We start from the raw sequence: 25183 nt of genomic DNA, 5'->3' as shown, positions 1-25183 counted from the left end.
GGAGGTTAAATACATGGGAAATCTATTAAAGGCTCAAAAAAGATTTTTCTGCTATGTGATTGTATTTACTACCACATTTTTTGTTGGTATAAATCTTTTTGGTGATGATAAGCTGGCAATAATGAAGGTTAATAGGGTAGGTATTGGAGTGTGGGATCACGGTCCTACATGGCAGAAGTCTCCTAATTATACAGCAGGCTGGTTTCCTGCAGATTACAATTGTATAGGTTTTAATAATAATTATGGAAACTCTACGGGGCCAACAACTATTGCTATGAGGAATTTTTATGGACCCAATGTAACTACAGTTGATAATGTTTCAGATACCACCTGGGATGTATGGCCTTATTATACATTATCATGTTATGGTTCGAGCTGGGATACTGCTGAGGTTGTAATTCAGCCAATGACAAATTATATCAGATGGGACTTACCAGATAATTACGTTAATAATGAAAATAGACAAATAAAAGAACATTGGGCAGTTGTTGATCCCACAAAAATGGTTGGGACAAGCGATCAAGTAATTAGTGTGTCTACAAGAAATTACTGGGGTATTGAAGTTCATCGCAAACTGTTTGCGTGGAGTCAGCAATTTCATGATAATTATGTTATTTGTGATTATAAAATAGTGAATAAAACTGGTGTTACCTTAGATACTGTATATTTGCAAATGAATGATGCAGCTTTTAATATTTTCAGAGCTCAGGGTAGAAATCCAGAATTGCCCAGTGGACAGGGGCCTGCTGCACATCATTGGGCTCATTATTATGGCTCACGCCCGGGCGATACTCTTAGAATTTTTTATGAATATAGCGCTGATGATCCCGAGAGACCAGGAGATCAAATGGCACATCCCGTATATAGCCAGGATGGTAGATTATCGCAACCTGATATGGAATTTATAGCATTTTTACATGTTTCAGAGAAACCGTATAGCGATCCTCAACTTGACGTGGATGATCCTAAACAGCCAACAGTAACAGCCTATTATAATCATGAGAGGGTTCATTACGAAGCCGTGGGAGATTTGCCAGGTTATCAACAGGGACAACCAGGAGGATCTTATGGTATTATAGCTGGCTATGTATGGAAAGATCAATTGGTTGATGATAGAATCTCTGGTACATATCACAGAAAGAATAATGATGAAATGGGTAATCCTGATTATTCATGCCTTGGGAATGGATTTGATAAAAACCATATTTGGAATAGAAGATGGGTGTCTATCGGACCATATGAAAAATGGCACCCAGGTGATACCATTCATATTGTTTATGCCGTTGGCTTCGCGTCTCTCAGTTTAAAAAAGGCAAAGGAAATCGGCGAGAAATGGTTGAACGGAACTTTACAGGACCCGCCAAATTTGCCTGATCCAAGGACTGGTTATTTCCCAACTAATTTTGCGTTTCCGATCGATGCAACAGAGATGGATAAAATAAAAGATAGATGGTATAGCACTGTGATAGACTCGATACATAAGACTGTATCCAGGGCAAAATGGAATTTTGAGCATAACTGGCAAGTACCTATGGCACCTCCTCCCACAAATCAGTACATCCTGGGTACTGGTCGTGGAGTTGAAATAAGCTGGAGTAATCAGCAAGCTGAAAATTTGCCAAATTTCGCAGGGTATAGAATAATGCGGAGTGTAGGATATCGAGATACAGTGTTTTTTGAAGAAGTTTATAGATCGGGTCCTGAGGACAAAGCAGAAGAACATCACTGGGTAGATACAACGGTAGTTTTTGGAGCCACCTATTACTATTATGTACAGGCTGGGGTAAGAATAGATGAAAATGATCCCTACGCTTATCCGGCGAATAGAGGTAAGGTAATATGGGGAGGAAGACTATTCAGCACAACCTATAATCCTGTAGAATCAAAGCGTCCAGTTGGTAAGAAATTAAGTGATATCCGCATTGTACCAAATCCATACAATATTAGAGATCCTCTCTGGAATAACTATGGGCTACCAAATCTTGATGATCCTAGGAGAATAATGTTTTTTAACTTACCTGAGGAATGTACAATAAGAATATATACTGAAAATCTGGATTTAGTAAAAGTAATTGAGCATAAACCTGATCCAGTTTCATCGGGATTTGAGATATGGGATATGTTAACAGAAAATCAGCAAGCAATAGCAAGTGGTATATATATAGTCGTATTTCAAACACCTGATGGTAAAGTAGCATACCAAAAATTGATTGTAGTTCGATAGGAGGGGGTTAATTATGAAAAAATTAATAAGCGTATTTTTATTTATTATTTTAACTAATATTTTTTTCTTGGATAGTGTATTCCCTTATTGGTATGAATTTGAGGGTGTAGGAATGAAAAAAGTGGGTCAGGCTTCTATGACCTTCTTACAGGTTGGTGTAATACCGAATGCCGTTGCAATGGGAGAAGCTTATACATCTATTGGGACCGGGTGCGAAAGTATATTTTACAATCCTTCTGGTTTAGGGGAGATGACTTCAAGAATGTCCTTGTTGCTTTCTGGTGTACAGTATGTTGCTGATATAAAATATACCACGGCAGCAATTGCGTTTAATCTTGGTAATTTTGGCGCTCTTGGTTTACATCTTGTAAATGTTAATTATGGGGAAATAGTATGGACTGGCTTGGCAGTCTCACCTGCTGATGTTAAAGGATATAGAGAATTTGGGAAATTAAATAATGTATCATCTTACTCATATGGAGTCTCTTATTCAAGGAAAATTTCAGCTAAATTTTTGATGGGAGCTACCATTAAATATGTAGGACAAAATCTTGGACAGTCTCGTTTTTCCTATATAGAGGTTGTAGACGGTGATACTACGCTTAGTGATGTTGACCACAAAAATAGTGAGTCTGTGTTTGCCTATGATATGGGAGTAAAATTCTATCCAGGTTTTAAAAGCTTCAGATTCGGTATGTATATCAGGAATTTTGCCTCAAGCATAAAATATGAAGAAATAACGACCCAATTGCCAATGACATTTGCAGTAGGATGTGGAATGAACCTTTTTGATTTTTTTAATATTGATCCTAAAAAAGGAAGCCTATTTGCATCTATTGAATTTACCCATCCAAACAATTATACCGAAAGATTACATATAGGCTTAAAATTTAGTTATATGAATGTGTTTTCTGCTATGTGTGGGTATGTCACAAATAAAGATGAAGAGGGATTTTCTGCAGGATTCAGTATTTCCCCACAGGTTGGTGGTAGAACCATGGAAATATCCTATTCCTATACACCATTAAAGATTTTTAATACTATAAATAGGTTTTCAATAAAAATTTCGTTGTAAGGATTTTATATGTTAAAAATGAAAAAACATAGGAGGTAAGTGATGAAAAGGTTGTTATCATTGACATTGATTATTAGTGTATTAACTCTTTTTTGTTTCTTACAGGCACAGGAAATGATAGGGCCAGTAGCGGATACTTATATTTCAAATGACGATCAGGCAGCGAGATTTTCACCCGATAGTACACACGGTACAGAAACTGCATTATTAGGAAGATATCTCCCGGATACAAGATGTAAAGTCCCTTATATTAGATTTGATGTTTCCGATTATAAGGAAAGCTATAATCTTGAGAATGTGCAGATTGGTTTGTATACCTCAATGTATAAAGGTGTTAATAACTGTTCGCTCCTTGTCTATATTTTAACTGATGATGCATTGGATAATTGGGATGAAGAAACAACATGCTTTGTCAATGCTCCTGGTATAATTCATTTGGATCCGCCACCATTAGCAAGGGTGAATTTTGATCCTGCAAAATCCCGGAGGATAACTTTTGCGCTGGTTCCAAGGGATTGTACTGAAATTCACCAGCCGGATCCAGAACATAGCGGATACGTTAATGGAATCGATTACTTCTATACTGATACAAGTGCAGCGCTTGATAATTTTATTAATAATGTTGATGGAAATGGTCTGTTGACATTTATGATTCTCGAGCATAAGGATCAGGATGGTGATATCTCAATATTTTCAAGAGAGGATCCCGAAGGAAGGTTGCCAATATTAGTTTTTGAAACAAAACCTAAAACCAGTATAGATAGAGGTAGAGAATTAAAAGCAGCTACATACAGACTTGAGCAGAATTATCCAAATCCATTCAACCCGGTAACGACAATAGAATTTGAACTCAAGGAAAAGGGATATACAACATTAAAGGTTTACAATATGATGGGGCAACTTGTTTCAACACTGATTGAGGGAGAATTAAGTGCAGGCGAACACATGATTAAATTCGATGGAAGAAAATTGCCTACCGGGCTTTACTTCTATGAGTTGAAATCTGGTAATTTTAGCGAGATGAAAAAGATGGTTCTATTGAAATAATGTACTATTTTTTCTTTTTTGTTCTTTAATAGTGATGGGGGGAGAGAGAATATCCTCCCCCTCTTTTTTGCCATTTAGTGTACTGCGATTTTATAAATATAAAAAAAGATAGAAGATGATGAGGAGCGTATTAGTATATATAACAGTTTATCTTATAGGTTCTGTTATTCTATTTTCTCAAATACCTGCATTTCCGGGCGCAGAAGGATTTGGTGCTTATACTACCGGTGGAAGATTTGGTGATGTTTACGAAGTAACTAATCTAAATGATTCAGGATCTGGTTCTCTGAGAGAGGGGGTGAAAAGGAGTAATGTGACCATTGTCTTTAAGGTTTCAGGGTATATTGATTTAAAGTCTACACTGAAAATTACTGGTAATAACATTACTATTGCAGGTCAAACAGCACCTGGTAATGGTATTTGTATAAGAGGATACCCAACGATTATCAAAGGAAACAACATAATAATTAGATATTTAAGATTTCGACTGGGTGATATAAATAGTATAAAATCGGATGCCCTTGATATAAATGATTGTAAAAATATAATTATTGATCACTGTTCGATAAGTTGGGGTGCTGATGAATGTGCGTCAATGTATGGAAATGAAAATGTTACAGTTCAATGGTGTATGATAGGCGAAGGACTTGATTATATGGGCCATTCATGTGGTGGTCTGTGGGGTGGAAATAGTAGTTATCATCATAATCTGATATATCACAATAAAACTCGAAATCCAAAATTTGCCTATACCTATGAAAACGATATAACCGATTATAGAAATAATGTGATTTATAACTGGGGAGAAATGAGTACATATTGCAGTCCTACAGGTAAGGTGAATATAATAAACAACTATTTTAAATATGGACCATCTACGCAATCTGAAAAACCTGATCAAAGAAATACAATTGTATATTCGGAATATAATACTAAGGAACTCTATGTCAATGGTAATTTTGTCTATGGCTACCCAGATGTTACTCAGGATAATTCGCTTGGTGTGAAAGGTACGCCGATATTGGTGGATGATGAGTTCCCGGTTCCACCAGTTACGACTCATACAGCAGAAGAAGCATACGAATTGGTTCTTCAATATGCTGGTTCTTCGAAGTTAAGGGATGCTGTTGATGAAAGAGTGGTCAATGATGTGAAAAATAATACCGGTCACATTATAAAAAGGCAAAGCGAAGTGGGTGGTTTTCCGGATTTGGAAGGTGGCGAGCCACTTGATGATTCTGATCATGATGGTATGCCTGATGAATGGGAAAAAGCTAATGGCTTGGATCCGGATAACCCTGAAGATAGAAATGGTGATAATGATTTTGACGGTTACACAAACCTGGAAGAATACCTGAATAGTCTTGTAAATCAGCCATTTGAAGAGATACCTCCAGATACAATAGAACCGGGTATCCCTGGTAATTTATCAGCAAAGGCATACTCAAGTGATAGAATAGATTTGACTTGGGATGATAATTCTTATAACGAGAGAGGATTTATTTTGCAGTATTCTGATGATGGTTGGCAGAGTTATTCTGAATTAGTAATCCCTCTTTGTAATCTGGAATCCTTCTCAATAACGAATTTGACGTGTAATACAAAGTACAGTTTTCGTATAGCCTCATATAATACCTGTGGTAAAAGTGATTTTTCAAATACTTCCGAGGATTCCACGATAGGTGAAGGGCAATATTTTTTGAGATGTAATATTGATGGATCGGGAAGAGTTGAATTTGATCCCTCCGGGATTATGTTAGATTCTTTGGTTTCAATTTATGATTCAGGGCAGGTAGTAAGCATCTATGCCATCCCTGATTCAGGTTTTGTATTCGATAGATGGAGTGGTGATATCGAAAGTATAGATAATCCACTATCCATAAAAATAACTAGGACCATAAATATATCTGCTAAATTTAAAATTCCCCCTAAAGATGTACCGAAAAAGATTGATTTTGGACCAGGTCCAGTGGAGGAAGGATTTGTAAGGGTCGATAAGACAGTTCAATATACTCCGGGGCTTGGTTATGGATTTGAAAATATAATTGGTTTAGACCAAAGAGATAGAGGATCTCCTGATAATCTTAGAAGGGATTTTGTGTTTTCTTACTCATCCATGAGATTTTTTCTCGATGTAGGTAATGGATCGTATAAAATTAGGGTCATAGCAGGTGATTATTTATCTAATGCACCTAATGGTCCGATGGATATTTATGCAGAAGGAATAAAAGTACTTGATAGTCTTTATAGCCCTGGTGGTAGCTTTCAGGATACGTCATTTAGTATTGATGTAAATGATGGCCAATTGGAACTGTTTTTTATACATCATAAAGGTGAAGGACATGTTTGGCGTATAAATGCTATAGAAGTGTTGGAACTAAATGAAATATCTGAAAAAGATGCAACTATTTTAAAAGGTCTAAGGTTGTATCAAAATTATCCCAATCCTTTTAATAGTTATACCTTAATTAAGTATGAGGTGCCATATAAAAGTTATGTACGTCTAACAGTGTATGATCTATTGGGTCATGAGGTTTTAGGGTTAGTGGATGAAGAAAAACCAGCGGGAACATATAATGTAAGTCTTAATGCCTCAGGTCTATCCTCAGGTATTTATATTTATGTTCTCAGTAATGGGGAAGAAAAGATTATGAGGAAATTCGTTTTGATAAAGTGATATATTAATATATACAGAGGAGGTGATAGATGTTGAGAAGGATGGTGTGTATGATTTTATTCGTGTTAATAGTTCTTAGTGCCGTTGTTTTCTCAAAAGCTCGTATTATGGAGTGTCTTGATAGGGGATTCATTGCAGTTAAAGTTACTGATGAAAATTTAAATGAGTATATGTTTTTGAGCTGGAGGAAGTTTGGTACTGATCCGCAAAATATAAAATTCAATCTCTATCGTGATGGTTCGTTACTCGCTAAGAATTTAGAAAAGACAAATTATTTTGATTCTACTGGAACCACTCAAAACGTCTATAAAATAAGAACTGTTATAGATGGTATTGAGCAGAATGAAGAAGTTATTGCTCAAATATGGAATAAAATATACTATGAGATTCCGTTGAATATACCGGAAGGTGGTAAAACGCCTGACGGAGTAAGCTATACCTATAATGCTAATGATGCTAGTGTAGGTGATCTCGATGGTGATGGGGAATATGAAATAGTTTTAAAATGGGATCCAAGTAATTCCAAAGATAATTCGAAAAGAGGTTACACTGGAAATACTATAATTGATGCGTATGATATGGATGGGACACATCTCTGGAGGATTGATCTGGGGAAGAATATACGTTCAGGTGCTCATTACACACCGTTTATAGTTTATGATTTGGATAGTGATGGGAAAGCAGAGCTTGCAGTTAGGACTTCTGATGGTGCTGTTGATGGACAGGGGAATGTGATTGGGGATCCGGATGCAGATTACAGGAATAGTTCTGGATATGTGCTGAACGGGCCTGAGTATTTGACAATTTTCGATGGAGAAACAGGAGAGGCAATCACCTCCGTTGATTATGAACCAGCCCGTGGAAATGTTAAGGATTGGGGTGATGATTATGGCAATAGGTGTGATAGATTTCTTATGACAGTTGCCTATCTTGATGGAGTGCATCCAAGTTTGATTACCTGTAGAGGATATTACGGACCGAGAACAGGTTTCGGAGTAAAGAATATGGTGGCGGCATGGAATTTTTCGAATGGGGAACTGGAATTGGCGTGGATTTTTGAAGCGTATATTAAATTGGATGCAAATGGAAATATTTCAGAGTTTAAGAATGTGGAATATATCGGTCAGGGAGCACACTGGACGACAGCAGCAGATGTTGATAATGATGGAAAAGATGAGATAGTATATGGTGCATGTGTAATTGATGATAATGGTGAAGGTTTATATTCCACAGGTTTAGGTCATGGCGACGCATTGCATGTAAGTGATATGGACCCCGACAGACCTGGATTGGAGATATTCATGCCTCACGAGTCTGGTGGCAATGGAGTAACACTACGAGATGCAGCAACCGGGGATTTGATTTTTCAATATAGGATTGATGCTGACGTAGGGAGGGGATGCGCCGGAGATATACGTCCAGATTACAGAGGTTTTGAGCTCTGGGCGTCAAATGGATGTCCATTGTTTACATGTAAAGGTGAAAATATAGGGAAATCTCCAGGTGCTATAAATTTTGTTATATATTGGGATGGTGATTTAAAGACGGAATTGCTAGATAATTTAGTTGTTTCTCAGGAATATCCATCCTACAAACCCTTACTCCACGCTTATGGTTGTGCATCTAATAATGGTACAAAAGCGACTCCCTGCTTAAGCGCAGATATAATAGGAGACTGGAGGGAAGAGGTCATTTTTAGAAAGGGAGATAATAGTACCCTCAGGGTATATACGACAACCATACCTACAGAGCATAGTATCTATACTCTGATGCATGATCCGGTTTACAGGATTGCTGTAGCATCTCAAAATGTAGGTTATAATCAGCCACCTCACCCTGGATTTTACCTGGGCGAAGGAATGAATGAACCACCACTCCCAAATATTGTCTATCCCTCTTCGAACAGTATAGATGAAAAGGCAGATAATAATCTGTTTTTACCCCTTGGTCATAAACTTCTGCCAAGTTACCCAAACCCGTTTAATTCTTCGACATTTATAAATTTTGTAATTTCGAAAGAATCTAAGATTAAATTGCAAATATATGATATTAATGGAAGAGAGGTTATAACTCTTTCTAACAGCAGATTTGCTCCTGGTCAATATACCTTGCGATGGGATGGAAAGGATAAAGTTGGCGCAAATGTTCCATCGGGAGTATATTTCGTGGTTCTAAGAGATGGAGTATATAAAGTTTCTGAAAAAATTGTTTTAATTAGATAGATTAAGTTTGTAAAAATATGGGAATAAAACCATGAGGAAAAAATTTTTTAAAAATTTTTCCGCAGGACTTTTTGTTTTTCTTGGTTTATTAATATGCTGTTATAATAATGTGGAAAGATATAACTATAAAAGAATTATATTAATCGATACTAGCGATGCTTCAAAATTTGCTGCGAAAATACTTGCTAAAAAATTGGGAATACATTCTGATTCTATTTTTTGTATTCCAGAATACAGGAATATACACCGTGGCGATATTTTATTAATAACTACTAGTAACGATGGTTTTCAATATGGGAGATATATAAAACATATAAAGAAAAAATTGAAATATGATGGTTATGTTACCTTAAGAAAAAATAGAGGAATTCTTGTATGTGGAAAAAGACCGAGGAGTTTATTATATGCAGCAGGTGATATGGAAAAGTGGATTAATAGAGATAAGTTTGTAAGAAATCCAGAATTTAAAACCAGGATAGCAGTTTTTCATGGAAGGATGTCGGTTCCCGAATTTATTGCATATATGAAGGTGAACATGGTTGTAGGTGGTCCTGGAGCAACTGTTACTTTTAAAAATACAATGCCAGAGATTTTTAACTCGCTTGAAGAGGACGTAAAAAATAGTTTAGTTAACTCTTCGATAGAAAAAGAAAAAAAGAGTAAAGAGTTTGCAAATATTCTGCATGAGTGTGATGTAGAATATATTGCGCCTTTCTCATATGGGTGTGATTTTAAAAGGTGGTCACTACCACTTTATGAGGCGACAATAAAATTATATCCTTCTGTTGAAGGTAAATCAAAAGAAAGGTCATTTGAAAAAGGAACTATCTGTCCATCAGATTCTATGACGTGGGTTGTTGTTAAAAATTATATCAAAGAATATATAGAGAAAACTGATGCTGATGGCTTAATCGTAAGCTTCTGGGATTCATATGGTCTATACTGCCAGTGTGAGAGGTGTAAAGAGAATGGGTTAAATGAATTTAGAAATGAATTATATGTTGCTGTAAAAAATTATTATGATGTTTTATCTTCTCTGGGGAAAAAGTTGATAGTCCGAACATGGTCTTCAGGCGTACCTCACTGGTTGAGAGGAGAGTGGGTTCATGCTCCTGGGTATGGACATTTTGGTGGAGAGGGTTATGAGCTGTGGGGAAGAGTTTTTGAGGAGCTCCCGAGGGAAATTATCATCCAGACTAAAATTTATCATTCTGATTGTCAGCCAAATGCAAGATTCTCTGAACTTTTAGGAAAAGCTAAGAATCATATTCAGATAGCGGAATATCAAATGACTGGACAAACACAGGGTAGATTTTATTTTCCTACTTCAATGGTGAATTATATAAAGTGGACTATGAAAGAGAGCCTTAAGAGAGTTTCAGCGGAAGGAGGCGTTTATATTCACCCAGGAGCTACGCGTCAAAGAAATTATTCTCTGTTTGATGATATTTTAAATAGTATAAATGTGTATGTGTGGAAGGAATTGACATGGGATATAGATTCAGACTTAAATGATTTGTGGCGTAAATGGGCTACAGATATTTACGGAGAGAGAGGAGGTAAATTCATAATTGAAGCATTGAAATTATCCGAAGAGGCAATAAACTTAACATTTTCACCATTAGGATTTGGAACGGAGACAAATTCAGATTTTTCGAACAGTATTAATAGAAAAGAAGTAGTAATAATGTATACGAATAGATATTATTTACCGGAATTTTCCAAGTATCTATTACCTACTATTGAGAATATTAATCTGGTTGTGCAGGAAAAAAATAAGGCATTAAAATTAATAAAGAAAATGTATGATTATCTTAGAATTGCAAAACCATTTATCAGAGATGATTATTATAAAGAAATAAAAACAAGATTTGATTGGTTTAGAGAGTTTGCTATTTGCCGAAAGTACATTGACGAAAGTTACTGGAGATTCAGGTATCTTCGTTGTTTAAATTCAATGAGAACCACCGATCCAGAGCAAATTAAATTTATTGCGCAGGCATATGATTCAATAAAAATACATAAAGACAAATTATTTTTATATGATGATAATTTTAAGTTTAGCTGTTATGATACTCTACTCGGTGAGTTGAATAGACCTCCTTCTCTGGGAAATCCAATTTATCTGATTTCTGAATTATACATAAGGAGTCTTCAATTGGTAGAGGAAATAGTCGGTCATGATTACATACCGGATGAATGGATTCGGAATGTTCAATACGATCATAGTTTCGGAAATCTTAATAAAAGAAGGTAGTGCCATATATGAGAAAAGCATTACTATTTAACCTCATATTTATGTACTTATTATTTGGACTAATATTGTATGGAAAAGATGAATACTGGCATGGAGTAAAAAGAGAATTGAGATATTCACCGGGCAAAAAATGTATTTTTATTACGAATGGGAGTAAAAAATTTAATAGAGCTTTATACGGGACAAATACAGCCTTTAGAGTAGAAGCGGGTGACCTCCCTGAGTTTGCCTTATATATGCCCGGAATGGGAGGAAATATAAAACTTGGTTTAATAGTGGGGGATGTTTCAAAATGGTTTACGGAATTTGATACGATAAAGGCTTTCTATAAACCTGGTTTGATGGAATATGAAATAAAAGATTCAATAATAGGTAATGCACTGATTAAAATAGAAGTACTTGCTCTTGCTGAATCTGAAGGATGTCTCATAAAAGTATTGCCTGTTGAGATAAGTAATATTAAGCTGGTTTTAGCATACGGAGGTGCTTCGTTGAAGAGATTCCCAAGAAGTGGTGACATTGGAGCAGAGCCAGAATCTGTATTCTATATGTTGCCGGAATATTGTAAAAATAATGAGTTTGAAATTGAGGGAAACCTCTTCAGAACATACTTAAGAAATGATAGGCAAAGAAAATTAGTATCAACCTCTATCGTACCAAATGGTTCAGTGATAAAGATATCAGATTGTACGGGGCTGGAATCGCCATTGATCCTGGCTAATACAGAGAAAAAGTTATATCCTGTAGTCGTAAGTATTACTAGTGTTAATGAATGCAACACGCTTTTCTACTTAATATCTAAACCGGAAATTTCTGTGGTAAATGTCGAAAATAAGTATAAAAAAGCTACTGCGAAAATAAAAGAGATATCCTCAAGATTTTCTATAGTTACTCTTGACCCCTATATCAATAATCTTGATTGGACACTTCTTTTTGCAGGCGATGCAATATGGGAATATCCATCATATCTACATGGTGCTGTAGCCTGGAGGATGAGGTATAATGGCTGGAGAGGTGCCTATGCAGGTGATTTCCTTGGATGGCATGATAGAGGGAGAATTCATTTTAAAAATTATGCTAAATCACAATATATAGAACCAGATTCAGGTCCATCAATGCCTGATCCCGAAAAGAATTTTGCAAGACAAAAAGAAATACCAGGTTCAGCAGTGTTTACAAAAGGTTATATAAGCCGATATCCAGGGAGGATTTCGAAACCAAGCCATTACGATATGAATCAGATATTTATGGATCAACTATTTTATCATTTTCAATGGACCGGTGATTGGGAGTTTATTAAGGAGATGTGGCCTATAATTGAAAGGCATCTTGAATGGGAGAAAAGGTGTTTTGACTGGGACAAAGACGGGCTTTATGACTCCTATGCTAGTTTCTGGGCAAGCGACGCGATATATTACAGTGGCGGCGGTGTTACTCATTCATCTGCAATGAATTATAAAGCAAATAGAATTGCCTCGATAATAGCAAAAAGAATTGGAAAAGATTATGGGGAATATGAGAAAGAGGCTGAGAAAATAAAGAAAGCTGTGAACAAAATTTTATGGATAAAAAATATGGGTCATTATGCAGAATATAAAGACTATCTCGGGGAAAAATTAATCCATCCTTCGGCAGGTTTGTGGACTGTATATCATTCGATAGAAACAGGAATCGGTGATATGTTTCAAAATTATCTTAATACGAGGTACGTGGATCATGAAATCCCCCATATTCTATTAAGTGCTATCGGATTGGAAGATAGCTGTGAATATTACCTTCTTTCGACAACCAATTGGATGCCCTATACCTGGTCGGTTAATAATGTAGCGATGGCTGAGAATGTACATACTGCTCTTGCTTACTGGAAGGCTTACCGGTTCGATGAAGCTTTCAGGCTTTTTAAAAGTGCTATTTTGGAGAGCGGATATCTTGGTAGTAGCCCTGGGAATTTTCAGCTATTATCATTTTATGATGCATTCCGGGGTGAACTATATCGTGACTTTGCAGATCCGGTCGGTATAACTGCAAGAACACTTGTTGAAGGTTTATTTGGGGTAGTGCCTGATGCTTTAATTGATACTTTGACGATAATACCTGGATTCCCAGCAGAGTGGCAATCTGCTTCTATTTTTCATCCGAGCGTATCTTATGCCTATGAAAAGGGCGAAGATTTTACCCGGATAAAAATAAAACAGAATTTTAATACTAATTTTGCATTAAGACTTCTGGTGAAAGCTGACAGGGAAAATATAGAGTCTGTTTTTATAAACGGAGCAAGTAAGGAATATAAAATTTTAAATAAAGTGTGTAATCCATTTATTGAAATTAATGATGGTTATCAGAAGGAGTATGATATTAAAATTAAATGGTTAGGGAAAGCTATTAGTAAACCGATTTATGAAAAAACAATATCTGTGATAGATACACTGTTTATAAAAGCAAATGAGGCGGAGGTTATAGATTTTTATGATCCAATGAATTCAACTTCCTATGTTGATTTGAGAAAAAGGAAGATTAAAGTAAAGTTTAATAACACAGGATGGAAAACAGTGTTTGTTTTGTTGAAGCAGGGAAATATGGAATGGTGGGAACCAATAGACATAGAGGTCGTAAGTCCGACAGAATTTATTTATAAAAAAATTTCCGGAGGTAATCTAAAGGTTTTAATAAAGAATAATTCAAATCAGGAAATAGGTGGTGAATTTATGTTCATCGGTACAAAAAAACGTAGTTACAAGCATTTGAAACTTGCACCTTGTGAAGTGAGTGATACGATTTTTGTTCCTGATAGATATCTAATAACTGGTAGAAATAAATTGATATTCAAGATGGAGGATTTTAAAGTAGAGGATATTGTTATAGATTGGAGTATTTCATTAAAGAAAAGAGGGAGGGTTCATTTAATCAATCTCAATAAATATTATAATGATAAGCTGAACAATATTTTTAAAAAGCAGTATTATTTTCCACGTCCTGATTGCCCAACCTTACAGATACCGGTGCAAGGTATTGGTGACTGGTGTTCTTATTCCTTTTATCCTGAAATCAATGATTCGGGATTGAGAAAAATGGCGGGGAAGGATGGTGTTATTGAATTGGATAATGGTATAAGATTCCTTTCAGTTGGAGATTCATCAAAAGATAATGTCGTTTTTGTAAGTAAATGGGATAATTATCCTGATTCAGTGTACATTCCTGTAGGTGTAAAGGCAAAACATATCTACCTTCTCATGGCTGGTAGTACCAATCATATGCAATCAAGAATTGTGAATGGAGAAGTTGGAATAGTGTATGAAAATGATAAAGAAGAAAAAATTGAATTAAAAAATCCTGAAACCTGGTGGCCCATAGAACAGGATTACTACAATGATGGTTTTGCTTTTGATGTTAGGTATCCCCATCCACTAAGAATTTATTTAAAAACAGGAAAAGTAACAGCTTCCTATTACGATGTCCTAATGAAAAATAGGACAAGGCTGATTGATGGTGGTGCATCTATGGTTATAGATGCACCAATTGTGACTGATGAAAAAGTTAAAGGCATATATATAAAAGCTGTTGCAAATGAGGTGGTAATAGGACTTTTGTCATTGACTCTTGTGTATTGATTGGAGTTTGAACTGTTTTTTTAAACACTTTTATAGAACTCCTTGTGAAAGATCAAAAAATCATAGGTTTATATAATAACTGAAAGATAACGGTTGTTATTCGTATGGATATTGCATGTAACTAACTTCTAATACCTGGATATTTATATCTTTCCGATTGTTATTTTCTCATTTACATACAGTTGCTGGATTTTTATCGACTTGTTGAGTTTGTTCGTTGCTTCTGTGGGTTTACTATAAATAATTGCAACTTCTAAAAAGTGGTGTAAGAAATGTGAATAATGATAGTTTGTGGTATAAGGTTTATGCAATAATTATGAATATCAAAAGTATTGTTTACTAAGTATAATATGTTGGTTAGAGAGTAATTTATTGTTTGTATTTTTTTATTTCTACCGCATACACCTGTGATTTGCCCTCAAAATTAGCGCGGAAAATAATATATTTCATATCCGGTGTGAAATGAACGTTCGGTTCAAGATCATAATTGTGGCGTTTCATGTTGACTAATTTTTCTGATTTAAATTTGTTACCTCTGGGATAGAATAAGTATATCCATTTTCCATTTTTTGCTCGTGCTACCATATTAGGAGCGCCACCATCCCCAGCAAAAAGTTTTTTATCAGGAGAAATTGTATAATGCACGGACCATTCATCTCTTTTTAACCGATATTTGATTCTTTCCCCGGTTTTTATATTGACGCCAGCTACATAGAAAGTTTTTCCTCTTGGTATTTGAAGGTCGTACCAGATCCATCCTCCGTCGGGTCCAAAGAATTCATGGCCGGCTATTTCCATTTCTACTGTCCTTTTATGCATTAGTTTGGGTTTTCCTTCTCGAATATCAATAAGCCATATTCTGTCAAGAAGATGCCAAGGACCTTCGTGACAAAACATTATTAAATTTGGATCTGTTGGTGAAAATTGAACATGATTAATCCAGGCTTTTTCAGTGAGGATCTTTCTTAATTTTCCAGTTTTTATATCTATTACAAATAGTGTGTGTGGAATTTTTGCTTCGAATATTCTGGTAAAATAATCGCCCTTGCGGGGGTTTTGCCTTAATATTTCATATTTCCGGGGATCGCTATATGTACCTGCAAGCAATGTTTCATCAGCGTTGATAGTTGAAATTGACCCACGAATAGAATCAGGGAATACAAAAATCAACTCTTTTTCTTTTGTATCAATATTAATTGCAAATATACTATCTCTTTTCTGATAGAAAACGTTCCTTCCTTTTTTACCAACAATCTCACCAAAAATTGGCTGTGGTTTTTCATTAAGAGGTTCTATTTCAAAGGTATTTAAATCTACTATAAAATACTGGATTAACCTTCTTCTGTACATATTATCGGTCTCTTTGTCAATATCTCGAGAACCAGTGATGACCATTTTGTATCCCTGGTTGTCTTTGGGTGGGATAAATGGATTATTATGGAAATAAAAACTTCGATAATTTCCATCAAGTTCTGTAATACGTATTACTCTGTGACCTGTGTCTTTATCTATCCATTCCTTGGGCATTGGCTTCTGGGAACCGGTTTCAAGAGTAGGTATTTGACTAAATAGAAAATGAAAAAACAAAAAGATTAATAGGTAAAATTTTAACTTATTCATAATTGCTTTCCTCTAATTTAATAATTATTCCATGTAGAATACTTCTTCAAGAGGTATGGAAACAGGGGAGCTGTCCTCGTTTGTTTCCATAATGTCTGACATATAGTCCCACCATTTTCTCATAGCTTCGAAATTACCAAGACTCTGAGAATCTTTATCCCCTGATATTTTTTGATAAGCGAATAGACAATCTGTCTCTTTATCGTAGAAAATTGCAAAATCATTGATACCCTGTTGCTTTAGCAATTCAAGAATTTCAGGCCAGATATTATCATGTCTTTTTTTGTATTCATCTTTGCAGCCTGGTTTTAATTTCATTTTGAATGCGTATCGTTTCATTTTGCAACTCCTGCTTCTTTTATTATTTTGTCATATTTAGTTCTTGCGGGCTCGGGTCTATATCTTTTCATTTTTAATATTTCTGCGCCGGCTCTTAAGAATGGACCCTCGCCCATTGGTATATTTACCTGTGTTGGCCTTTTATAGTAAAATACAAGTGAAGGCATGATTCCCGTTCCTACACAAATGTCATGTATATTGCCATCTTCGTCGACTTTTGATAATACACCTCTCCATCCCATTTCAGCTACATAAGCAAAATCCTCTATTAACCAGCCTTTATTTACTCCACGTGCTAAGCAGAATATGAACATACACGATGCTGATGTTTCAAGATATGAGTCTTCTTTATCCAATAGCTGATGCCACAATCCAGTTTCGCTTTGATATCTTGCTATTCCCTCAGCCTGTTTATTGAAAATTCGAATCACTTTGTCCCTCTGAGGATTATTTTCTGGCAGGTAGGTTAATAAATCGGTAATTGCCATCATTATCCATCCATTGGCACGTGCCCAATGAGCTACGCCGTTAGTCTTTGTATCCGTGTAATAGCAGTGATAATACAATTTTTTTACATCATCCCAGAGATAATTGTCGAAGCTTATAACCTGATTTATCGCTTCATCGAAGTATTTATTATTATCTAAATAATAGCCGGCTCTTGCTAAAAGTGAAACACTCATATACAGGTCATCAGCCCAGATTGTCTTCTCATGTGGCCATAGTCTTGAAATGGTCCTATCATCGAGTCTTGTTTCTACATTCATTAGATGATCAATGGCTTTTTGAATATATACCCTGTAGTTTTTGTTATTCATGCAATCTGGTACTTCCAGTAGACTTGCAGCCATAGTACCGTAATCATCGAGTCTGATCATTCTAAAAAACATATGCCAGTTTATTGACCTTACTTTTAACCATTTATCGCCATCTTCTCTTAGAGTTTTTTTGTACAAAGGATCGAAGTATTTGACATTTTTAAAAACAAATTCAAAGTTTTTTTCCACGAATTCCTTGTACTTTTTTTCATTTAATGTTTTCGATAATTCTATCATCGCTATATGCAATACTCCATTGGTGTAGTGCCAATCGTTATATTTACTTTCGACTTTTACTTCTGGTGTTATTTTGACATTTTTTAGTGATTTATATTTTTCTCCAGTTTTCGTATTAATGAATTCATAAGAAGTTTCATCTAAAATCCTATCTGCTACCTTTCTTATTATTCTTTCATTAACAATTCTCTGTGCTAAGATAGGTTTATACAGGAGTAGTCCAGAAATTAAAATTAAATTGATTATTACTTTTACTTTTTTCATTTATCTCCATCCCTCTTTTTTTTCAAGTTCTGTTAGTTCAGGTTTATTTGAAACAATTTTAAGAGATTCTTTATAGAGAGCATTTAGGTCTCCTAGGTCAATTTTTGAGCCCTTTCTTATAAAAATTGGAATTTTATATACTGGTGATTCAACCTCAATATACTTGCCTCCATTATATACTTTTGATGTATCCCACGCATCAATCCATTCTTCACCTTTTGGCAAGTACAGTCTATGTTTTTCTTTCCCTGTCTCCCATATGATTGAAACGAGAATATCTGGGCCAAATAAATAAGTCTGCCAGTCTTTCCATGCTTCTTTCTGTTCGGGATAAATCAAAAAAAGTGGTCTGACAATTGGTGTTCCTGTTTCTGATGCTTCTTTTGCAAGATTGTGAATGTAATCGATTAATTTCATTCTTATTTTTGAGTATAATCTCCATGTAGCAAGTAATTCTGTGTCATAATGTGGTTCATCAGGGCTATCCCATAATCCCTTATTGTATGTAGGGCCAACTTCCATAATTGGACTAAAGCAACTAAACCCGAGCCATCTCATGCATGTTTCCCTTGAGAATTCACCCCAGTATCCTCCAGTATCTGATCCCCATATAGGATAACCCATTACCGCACATCTTTGGACTCCTATTATTACGGAACGAAGTCCTTCAGGCTTTCCATTTGTATCACCCGCCCACAAACCACCATGTCTTGCACTACCGGTAAATTGAGCACGAGGGAAAAGGATAAAATCGTTACCTAATACGTCCTGGACGGCTTCGTGGGTTGCTCTTACATATTGAACTGGATAGTCGTTGTAGTTTTCTCTATATGTTCTTCCATCATATGTTTTTAAGTCAAGATTATCCATTAGTTTCTCACCATCAGCCCTATCGAGTTTAAAGCCTTTTACTCCCATTTTAGCCATTTTTGCAGGACCATTTTCACCCCACCACTTGCGTGCGTCTGGATTAGTAAAATCTATTAGTACCTGTTTGGCTTTTGTTCTGGGTTTACTTTCCAGATGGTAACCCATTTTTTCAGCGTATTCAGCCATTTCCCCCATGACAAATGGGCCTATCCAGAGCATAAATTTTATATTTTTATTTTCCAGCCATTTGATCATTTCTTGTGGTTTCGGAAATCTCTCAGTGTCCCATTCATAGTCGTCAAAACCTCTGGGACCTTTTGCCCACGGTCTATCAACCCAGTAGGCAGTTAACGGAATATCAAGAGCTTCCATCATCAAAATGTCTTCCACCAATTGTGTGTTATATGGTGTCTTAGCTTCAGTACTATCATAATATTTTGGTAAGTTTTTGTGTTCATCTCTCCATCTCCATGGTCCGAATGCCCATTTCGGTGGGACAAAAGAGGGTCCCGTTTCCAGAGCATGCCTTTTAACTACGCTAAGGGGATCTCCTATGTAAATTTTAAAGTTCAATTCAGGTCCTTCAAAATCCATTTTTACCATTTTCATATTTTCATTACAGAAATCAATATTTCCTGGCCAAGTGGTCATGGCAAAGAATCCATAGTATCTTGATGAAATAAAAAAGGGAGCATAGGCAGAAACAGTGGGTTTCAATTTAACCTCGACTTTTTCCCCATGTAAATTTAGTGCCGTTTTTATTCCATCAGCCCAAGAAAGTTTCTGATGACCATCTACTACTCTTTCCATCACACCTGTAAAATATTCTTTATTGTAAGCAGCAAAATTTAAATACCATTTGGTTCTTTCTGGGTTTTTGTTTTCTAACAATTTAAATTGAAAAATGATCTCATTTATTTTTGGGATTACCTTCATGTTAAATACTTTATTGTTTTCAAGTACCCACCTGTAGCTGGTTTTGTCATCCAATTTTTCTATTTCTGGTTTACCTTTTATCCATGTTATTATACCGTTTTGAGAAAACCCAATACTTCCTTCTTCTTTGGATATTGCCTTGATAATGACATTTTTACCATAAGGATTTGCAATGGTAATTATAGGATAACCGTTTTTATCAATTTTTAGTCGATATTTTACTGTCTCTGCATTACCGAATAATATCGATACTATTAGAAATATTATTGTACATAAAACTATGATCCTTTTTGATTGATTTTGCTTTGACATTTTTGCCTCCTTGTTGTTTTTAAAGAACTAATCTCTTTTACTCAGTACTTCATTCTCATATTTCTCAATTTCTTTTATATAATCTTCGCCAACAGGTACATCATGAATATAGCAGTAGTAATTCCAGACTGATCCAAATGGTTTTGTTTTTGTTTCCTCAAAAAGGGCTAACCGCTGGAAGTATTTTTTATCTCTTTCGTATTCACGTAATCTTTCAACTGGTAATAATAAAGCAGAAAGTATAGCTTTTTGTAAGGCTCTTATACCAATTACGTAAGCTCCAATCCTGTTTATAGAAGCATCAAAAAAATCAAGGGCCAGATGAGATTTATTCAATTTACCAGCGAGTACAATTTCATTTAGTATATCTTTCACCTCATCATTCAGAATTACAATATGGTCACTGTCCCACCGAATTCCTCGTGTAAGGTGGAATAATAATTCATCAAAAAAGACAAATAGTGCTGATACTTTATCGGCACACGATTCTGTTGGATGAAAATGTCCGTTATCTATACATAGAATTAAATTATTCTTTAATGCGTAAGATAGATAAAATTCATGTGAACCTACTACATATGCTTCGGACCCTATCCCGAAAAGTTTGCTTTCTACGGAATCCGCCATATTGTTAGAAGAGAATTTTTCTTTAAATATCTCATCGAGAGATTCTTTAAGCAGTTCTCTATGCCGAAATCTTTCGAATGTGATATCCTTTGAACCATCGGGAATCCAGAGATTATGAATACATTTTTTCTTTAATTTTTCTCCTATATAATTACTTATCGATCTACATCTTTTTGCATGTTCTATCCAGTATTCACGGATATTTCTGTCAGTATGACTTAATGTGTATCCATCATCGGCATAAGGGTGTGAGAAAAAAGTAGAGTTGAAGTCAAGTCCAATATCAAGATTTTTTGCCCATTCTATCCAAGATTCAAAATGTTTTGTTTCAATTTTGTCTCTCCCAGGAAAGCCATTACTATAATCGCCATACATGGCATGTAAGTTAAGTTTATGTTTTCCTGGAACCATTTCTAAAACTTTTTCTATATCTTTTCTTAACTCGTCAATATTTCTTGCTTTTCCCGGGTAGTTTCCTGTTGCCATTATGCCACCCCCGGATGAAAAATGTTCCTTTTCGAATCCTGTGACATCATCAGCTTGCCAGCAGTGAATTGAAATGGATACTTCATTTAATGTTTTTATTGCTTTTTCAGCGTCTATTCCTATTGCGCTGTATTGTTCTTTTGCTAATTCATAACTCTTTTCAATGTTATTCATTGTGGTACTCCCTGAGCAATTTTTCAAATTTTATGTACGCTTCTTGCCATTGAGAAGCATTTTTTGGTTCATATATTTTCATTTCAATTGAATTTTTGATGATTTTCCTTATCTCAGATAAGAACTTTACTTCTCCAAGCGCCATTGCCTGGACCATTATATTTCCAAGAGAACTTCCTTCGGAAGTTGTTATAATTATCTCTCTGCCTGTGGCGTTCGCCACATATTGATTTAATAGGGTATTATTAATTCCTCCACCAGTTATATATATTTTTTCAATTTTTACCCCTGTGATTTTCTCTATACTATCGATTACAAATCTATATTTAAGAGCCAGTGATTGTAAAATTATCTGTACTATATCACCGTATGAAGAGGGGATGGTTTGTCCTGTTTTCCTACAGAATGATACTATAGCCTCTGGCATGTCTTCTGGATTGAAGAAATCGGAAGCATCAGGATCTATAAACGAGACAAGGAAGGATGCGTTTTTTGCCATTTCCACAAGTTCAGGATATGAGTATTGTTTCCATTTTCTCTTACACTCCTGAAGTAGCCATAGACCAACTACGTTTTTAAGGAATCGGTATGTTCTCTCTACTCCTCCCTCATTTGTGAAATTGTATTTATATGAGAGTTCATTAATTATCGGAGTTTTACTTTCTATTCCAACAAGAGACCAGGTGCCGGAACTTATGTATGCCCAGTCATTACCTTTCCCAGGTATGGCAGCAATGGCTGAGCCTGTATCATGAGTTGCTACTGCCACAGCTAATATTTTTTTGTCAATGGTTTTGTCTATTAAAAGAGACGATGGTATTTCGCCAATTATTGAGCCTGAATCTATTACCTTATTCATTATTTCAACTGGAATGTCAACGGTTTTGAATATTTCTTCCTCCCAGTTAAATTTGCGAGGGTTGAATAACTGAGATGTAGTAGCAAAGGAAAATTCTGTAATTTTTTCTCCTGTTAAAAAGTAATACAGTAAGTCCGGTATAAAAAGTAATTTTTCAACTTCATTAAATAGCTCAGGGTGGTTTTTCTTTTCTGCATACAGCTGGAAAATTGTATTAAGTTGCATTATCTGTATGCCAGTATGTTCGTACAGTTTTTGTTTTGGAATTATTTTTGATAAGTCTTCCACTATATTATTAGTCCGTGGGTCTCTATACGAGTATGGTAATCCAATTAGGTACCCGGCTTTGTTGATCAAGCCATAATCTACGCCCCAGGTATCAATTCCAACAGAATCAGGAATTATTTTTTCTTTTTCATAACATATTTGAATTGCATTTAAAATTTCGTCATAAAGATTGTAAATATTCCAGTGGAGACCATCTCTTATTCTGTAAGTCCTATTCTGGAATCGGTGGATTTCTTTGAACTCAACTTTTTCATTCTCGAGTTTTCCCAGAAATGCCCTTCCACTTTCGGCTCCGAGGTCAATTGCTAAAAGATATTTCATATAAGCATTCCTCACTAATTTATTTTTATTACTTCCGCTGGGTTTTCTATATTTCTTTTTAGATCCATTAAAAATGTTGCACCTTGTGCACCATCTATTACTCGATGGTCGCAGGACAAAGTTAATTTCATTCTGTGTTTTATTTCAATTTTATCATTGATGACAACTGGTTTTTTCGTGATTGTTCCAACAGATAATATTGAGGATTGTGGTGGGTTAATTATAGCGGAAAAGTTTTCAATTTCATACATTCCAAGATTCGATATGGTAAAAACTGCTCCTTCTCTCTCGTGTATTCTTAACTTTTTATTTCTTGACTTTTCTACGAATTCTTTTGTTTCTTTTGCTATCTGGAATATATTTTTTTTATCACAATCCTTTATAACCGGTACTAATAATCCAAAGTCTGTTGATACCGCAAATCCTATATTGATGAAATTATACGTTCTTAATGTACCATCAATTAAATGTGTTCGCATATATGGGAATTTTTTCAGGCAATTTGCAACTATTTTAATAATAATATCATTATATGAGATTTTTATATCATTTTGTGAATTGTTGAGTTTTTTTCGTATAAAAATAATATTATCCATATCAGTTTCGATAGTTAGATAAAAGTGTGGAATGGGAGATTTACTATTAACCATAGCCGTTGCAATTGCTTTCCTTACTCCTTGGAGTGGAGTTTCTTCGTATTTTTGATTGTCATTGCGGTTGTTTTCTTTCATTGCTTCTCCTATTATCTTCATAAAATGATTTAGGTATTAAAATCCCTTCAATGTCTGGATATGGTATGTGTGTATCAGAAAATTTTTCCTTTAAAATATCCCAGCATTCACCAACTTCTTTAGAGAGTTTTTTAAGATTGTTTGGTTTTGGCTCTGGTGAGACCTGTATAACTCTGCAATTTCTGACAACTCTTCCAAGCCACTCATATACATCACAATACATTTCTGGGTGAGGACTTAATACTGGGTCTGGTTTTTCCTTGATAGAATCTAAGTCCTTTTTTACGTTTTCATAGGTAGGCATTCTGTGCTCATTTTTGTAAAGGGCGTTAAAATGTACTGTCCATCTCGGGAAGGTTATATTGGCATAGGATAGAAGGTTGTAATCTTCCTGTTTTTTATCTTTACCATAAGGGATTACATGTCCTGTGTCCATATGAGCGACGACATTTTTGGATGAGTTTGCCTGCATTATCCTGAGAAATCGATTCATCTGTCCGATGGTACAGGGTTCCATACCTGCCTGATACATTAGTTCAACTGTGCTTGATACATGCGGGGAATAATTTTGCAGCGTTATGGCAAGTTCGAGGTTTTTTGCTTCGGCTCCAGTTATTTCTGTATCTGGGTCAATTCCGCCAAGTTTCACATCGAATCCCAATTCATCTGAGAGTTGAGAAATTTTTATACTTTTAAATCGTTCGGGGAATATTGTAGCTACTCGGTGACCATTTATATTTAGAATACCCATGTATTCAGCAATATCTATAAGGTTTTTAAAAATCTGCATCACTTTATCTTTTTTCTCTTTTGGCACATCATAATATCCGCCTGATAGTTGCATGAGAGAATAAATATCGGCTCCAGTTCCGATTGAAATTATATGAATTTTTAATTTATCTGCCAGTTTCATAATTCTATCGGCAATTTTCCTCGCAGGACCTGGATTTTTATGATAATTAATTACTGGGCTAATTCCAAATACATCCTCGGAAATTTCAGCTACCTGAAGATTATTCTCTTCGTGGAGTTTAAAGAAATATTTTTCTAGGTTGTTTAGATTGAGAAGAGTGTAGTGATAAGTGTTTGGGGCATAGACAATTATACCAGGGATATTATTTACCCCTATTGTTAAGTACAATTTTTCGAGATTGTCGATTGTGACTTTGTCAATTTTCATGTTTCACTTTT

The 25183-nt window shown here is 35.3% G+C and carries 15 protein-coding genes; 7 read left to right on the top strand and 8 right to left on the bottom strand.

Annotated elements, in window-relative coordinates:
• The first annotated feature begins 13 nt into the window (after window positions 1–13).
• The 7 genes from H0Z29_00885 (at window position 14) to H0Z29_00855 (ending at window position 15110) form a co-directional block, all read left to right on the top strand.
• Window positions 14–2224, top strand: a complete 2211-nt coding sequence (locus H0Z29_00885) for a hypothetical protein (protein MBO8130053.1) — start codon at window positions 14–16, stop codon at window positions 2222–2224.
• Between the two features lie 13 nt (window positions 2225–2237).
• On the top strand, window positions 2238–3299 hold the full coding sequence (locus H0Z29_00880; protein ID MBO8130052.1) for a PorV/PorQ family protein: 1062 nt from the start codon (window positions 2238–2240) through the stop codon (window positions 3297–3299).
• Between the two features lie 42 nt (window positions 3300–3341).
• Window positions 3342–4346 (top strand): T9SS type A sorting domain-containing protein, encoded by a 1005-nt coding sequence (locus H0Z29_00875; GenBank protein ID MBO8130051.1) that lies wholly within the window; start codon window positions 3342–3344, stop codon window positions 4344–4346.
• 118 nt (window positions 4347–4464) lie between these two features.
• Window positions 4465–7023, top strand: a complete 2559-nt coding sequence (locus H0Z29_00870; protein ID MBO8130050.1) for a T9SS type A sorting domain-containing protein — start codon at window positions 4465–4467, stop codon at window positions 7021–7023.
• A gap of 29 nt (window positions 7024–7052) precedes the next feature.
• On the top strand, window positions 7053–9245 hold the full coding sequence (locus H0Z29_00865; protein ID MBO8130049.1) for a T9SS type A sorting domain-containing protein: 2193 nt from the start codon (window positions 7053–7055) through the stop codon (window positions 9243–9245).
• Between the two features lie 31 nt (window positions 9246–9276).
• Window positions 9277–11502: a hypothetical protein gene (locus H0Z29_00860; protein MBO8130048.1), complete on the top strand. Its 2226-nt coding sequence runs from the start codon at window positions 9277–9279 to the stop codon at window positions 11500–11502.
• 8 nt (window positions 11503–11510) lie between these two features.
• Window positions 11511–15110: a DUF4450 domain-containing protein gene (locus H0Z29_00855; GenBank protein ID MBO8130047.1), complete on the top strand. Its 3600-nt coding sequence runs from the start codon at window positions 11511–11513 to the stop codon at window positions 15108–15110.
• Between the two features lie 369 nt (window positions 15111–15479).
• On the opposite strand, the gene H0Z29_00850 is transcribed toward H0Z29_00855, so the two are convergent.
• Genes H0Z29_00850 through H0Z29_00815 form a run of 8 tightly spaced genes read right to left on the bottom strand, consistent with a single transcriptional unit; the run spans window position 15480 to window position 25172 of the window.
• Window positions 15480–16730, bottom strand: a complete 1251-nt coding sequence (locus H0Z29_00850; protein ID MBO8130046.1) for a hypothetical protein — start codon at window positions 16728–16730, stop codon at window positions 15480–15482.
• Window positions 16731–16754: 24 nt separating this feature from the next.
• Window positions 16755–17069 carry an L-rhamnose mutarotase gene (rhaM, locus tag H0Z29_00845; GenBank protein ID MBO8130045.1) on the bottom strand — a complete coding sequence of 105 codons (315 nt, stop codon included), beginning with the start codon at window positions 17067–17069 and terminating at the stop codon, window positions 16755–16757.
• Window positions 17066–18388, bottom strand: coding sequence for a glycoside hydrolase family 88 protein (locus H0Z29_00840; protein ID MBO8130044.1), 1323 nt, complete (start codon window positions 18386–18388; stop codon window positions 17066–17068). The genes rhaM and H0Z29_00840 overlap by 4 nt, the downstream gene beginning before the upstream one ends.
• On the bottom strand, window positions 18389–20506 hold the full coding sequence (locus H0Z29_00835) for an alpha-glucosidase (GenBank protein ID MBO8130043.1): 2118 nt from the start codon (window positions 20504–20506) through the stop codon (window positions 18389–18391).
• Window positions 20507–20533: 27 nt separating this feature from the next.
• Window positions 20534–21793: an L-rhamnose isomerase gene (locus H0Z29_00830; GenBank protein MBO8130042.1), complete on the bottom strand. Its 1260-nt coding sequence runs from the start codon at window positions 21791–21793 to the stop codon at window positions 20534–20536.
• Window positions 21786–23261 (bottom strand): rhamnulokinase, encoded by a 1476-nt coding sequence (locus H0Z29_00825; protein ID MBO8130041.1) that lies wholly within the window; start codon window positions 23259–23261, stop codon window positions 21786–21788. Before H0Z29_00825 ends, H0Z29_00830 begins: the two co-directional genes overlap by 8 nt.
• A gap of 14 nt (window positions 23262–23275) precedes the next feature.
• Window positions 23276–23992, bottom strand: a complete 717-nt coding sequence (locus tag H0Z29_00820; GenBank protein MBO8130040.1) for a 2-oxo acid dehydrogenase subunit E2 — start codon at window positions 23990–23992, stop codon at window positions 23276–23278.
• Window positions 23970–25172 carry a hypothetical protein gene (locus H0Z29_00815; protein MBO8130039.1) on the bottom strand — a complete coding sequence of 401 codons (1203 nt, stop codon included), beginning with the start codon at window positions 25170–25172 and terminating at the stop codon, window positions 23970–23972. Before H0Z29_00815 ends, H0Z29_00820 begins: the two co-directional genes overlap by 23 nt.
• Window positions 25173–25183: the final 11 nt, after the last annotated feature.

It is taken from the genome of Candidatus Neomarinimicrobiota bacterium (genome assembly GCA_017656425.1).
Lineage (GTDB): Bacteria > Fidelibacterota > UBA2242 > UBA2242 > B5-G15 > JACDNV01.
Note: the sequence above shows the minus strand (reverse complement) of the source record. Positions and strands in the feature narration are given on the sequence as shown.

What these genes read in the sequence shown, in the direction of transcription:
- H0Z29_00840 (MBO8130044.1), bottom strand. Translation starts at nt 18,388, where the DNA reads ATGAAAAAAGTAAAAGTAATAATCAATTTAATTTTAATTTCTGGACTA.
- H0Z29_00870 (MBO8130050.1), top strand. Translation starts at nt 4,465, where the DNA reads ATGAGGAGCGTATTAGTATATATAACAGTTTATCTTATAGGTTCTGTT.
- H0Z29_00830 (MBO8130042.1), bottom strand. Translation starts at nt 21,793, where the DNA reads ATGAATAACATTGAAAAGAGTTATGAATTAGCAAAAGAACAATACAGC.
- H0Z29_00880 (MBO8130052.1), top strand. Translation starts at nt 2,238, where the DNA reads ATGAAAAAATTAATAAGCGTATTTTTATTTATTATTTTAACTAATATT.
- H0Z29_00835 (MBO8130043.1), bottom strand. Translation starts at nt 20,506, where the DNA reads ATGTCAAAGCAAAATCAATCAAAAAGGATCATAGTTTTATGTACAATA.
- H0Z29_00815 (MBO8130039.1), bottom strand. Translation starts at nt 25,172, where the DNA reads ATGAAAATTGACAAAGTCACAATCGACAATCTCGAAAAATTGTACTTA.
- H0Z29_00885 (MBO8130053.1), top strand. Translation starts at nt 14, where the DNA reads ATGGGAAATCTATTAAAGGCTCAAAAAAGATTTTTCTGCTATGTGATT.
- H0Z29_00820 (MBO8130040.1), bottom strand. Translation starts at nt 23,992, where the DNA reads ATGAAAGAAAACAACCGCAATGACAATCAAAAATACGAAGAAACTCCA.
- H0Z29_00865 (MBO8130049.1), top strand. Translation starts at nt 7,053, where the DNA reads ATGTTGAGAAGGATGGTGTGTATGATTTTATTCGTGTTAATAGTTCTT.
- H0Z29_00855 (MBO8130047.1), top strand. Translation starts at nt 11,511, where the DNA reads ATGAGAAAAGCATTACTATTTAACCTCATATTTATGTACTTATTATTT.
- H0Z29_00850 (MBO8130046.1), bottom strand. Translation starts at nt 16,730, where the DNA reads ATGAATAAGTTAAAATTTTACCTATTAATCTTTTTGTTTTTTCATTTT.
- H0Z29_00825 (MBO8130041.1), bottom strand. Translation starts at nt 23,261, where the DNA reads ATGAAATATCTTTTAGCAATTGACCTCGGAGCCGAAAGTGGAAGGGCA.
- H0Z29_00860 (MBO8130048.1), top strand. Translation starts at nt 9,277, where the DNA reads ATGAGGAAAAAATTTTTTAAAAATTTTTCCGCAGGACTTTTTGTTTTT.
- H0Z29_00875 (MBO8130051.1), top strand. Translation starts at nt 3,342, where the DNA reads ATGAAAAGGTTGTTATCATTGACATTGATTATTAGTGTATTAACTCTT.
- rhaM (MBO8130045.1), bottom strand. Translation starts at nt 17,069, where the DNA reads ATGAAACGATACGCATTCAAAATGAAATTAAAACCAGGCTGCAAAGAT.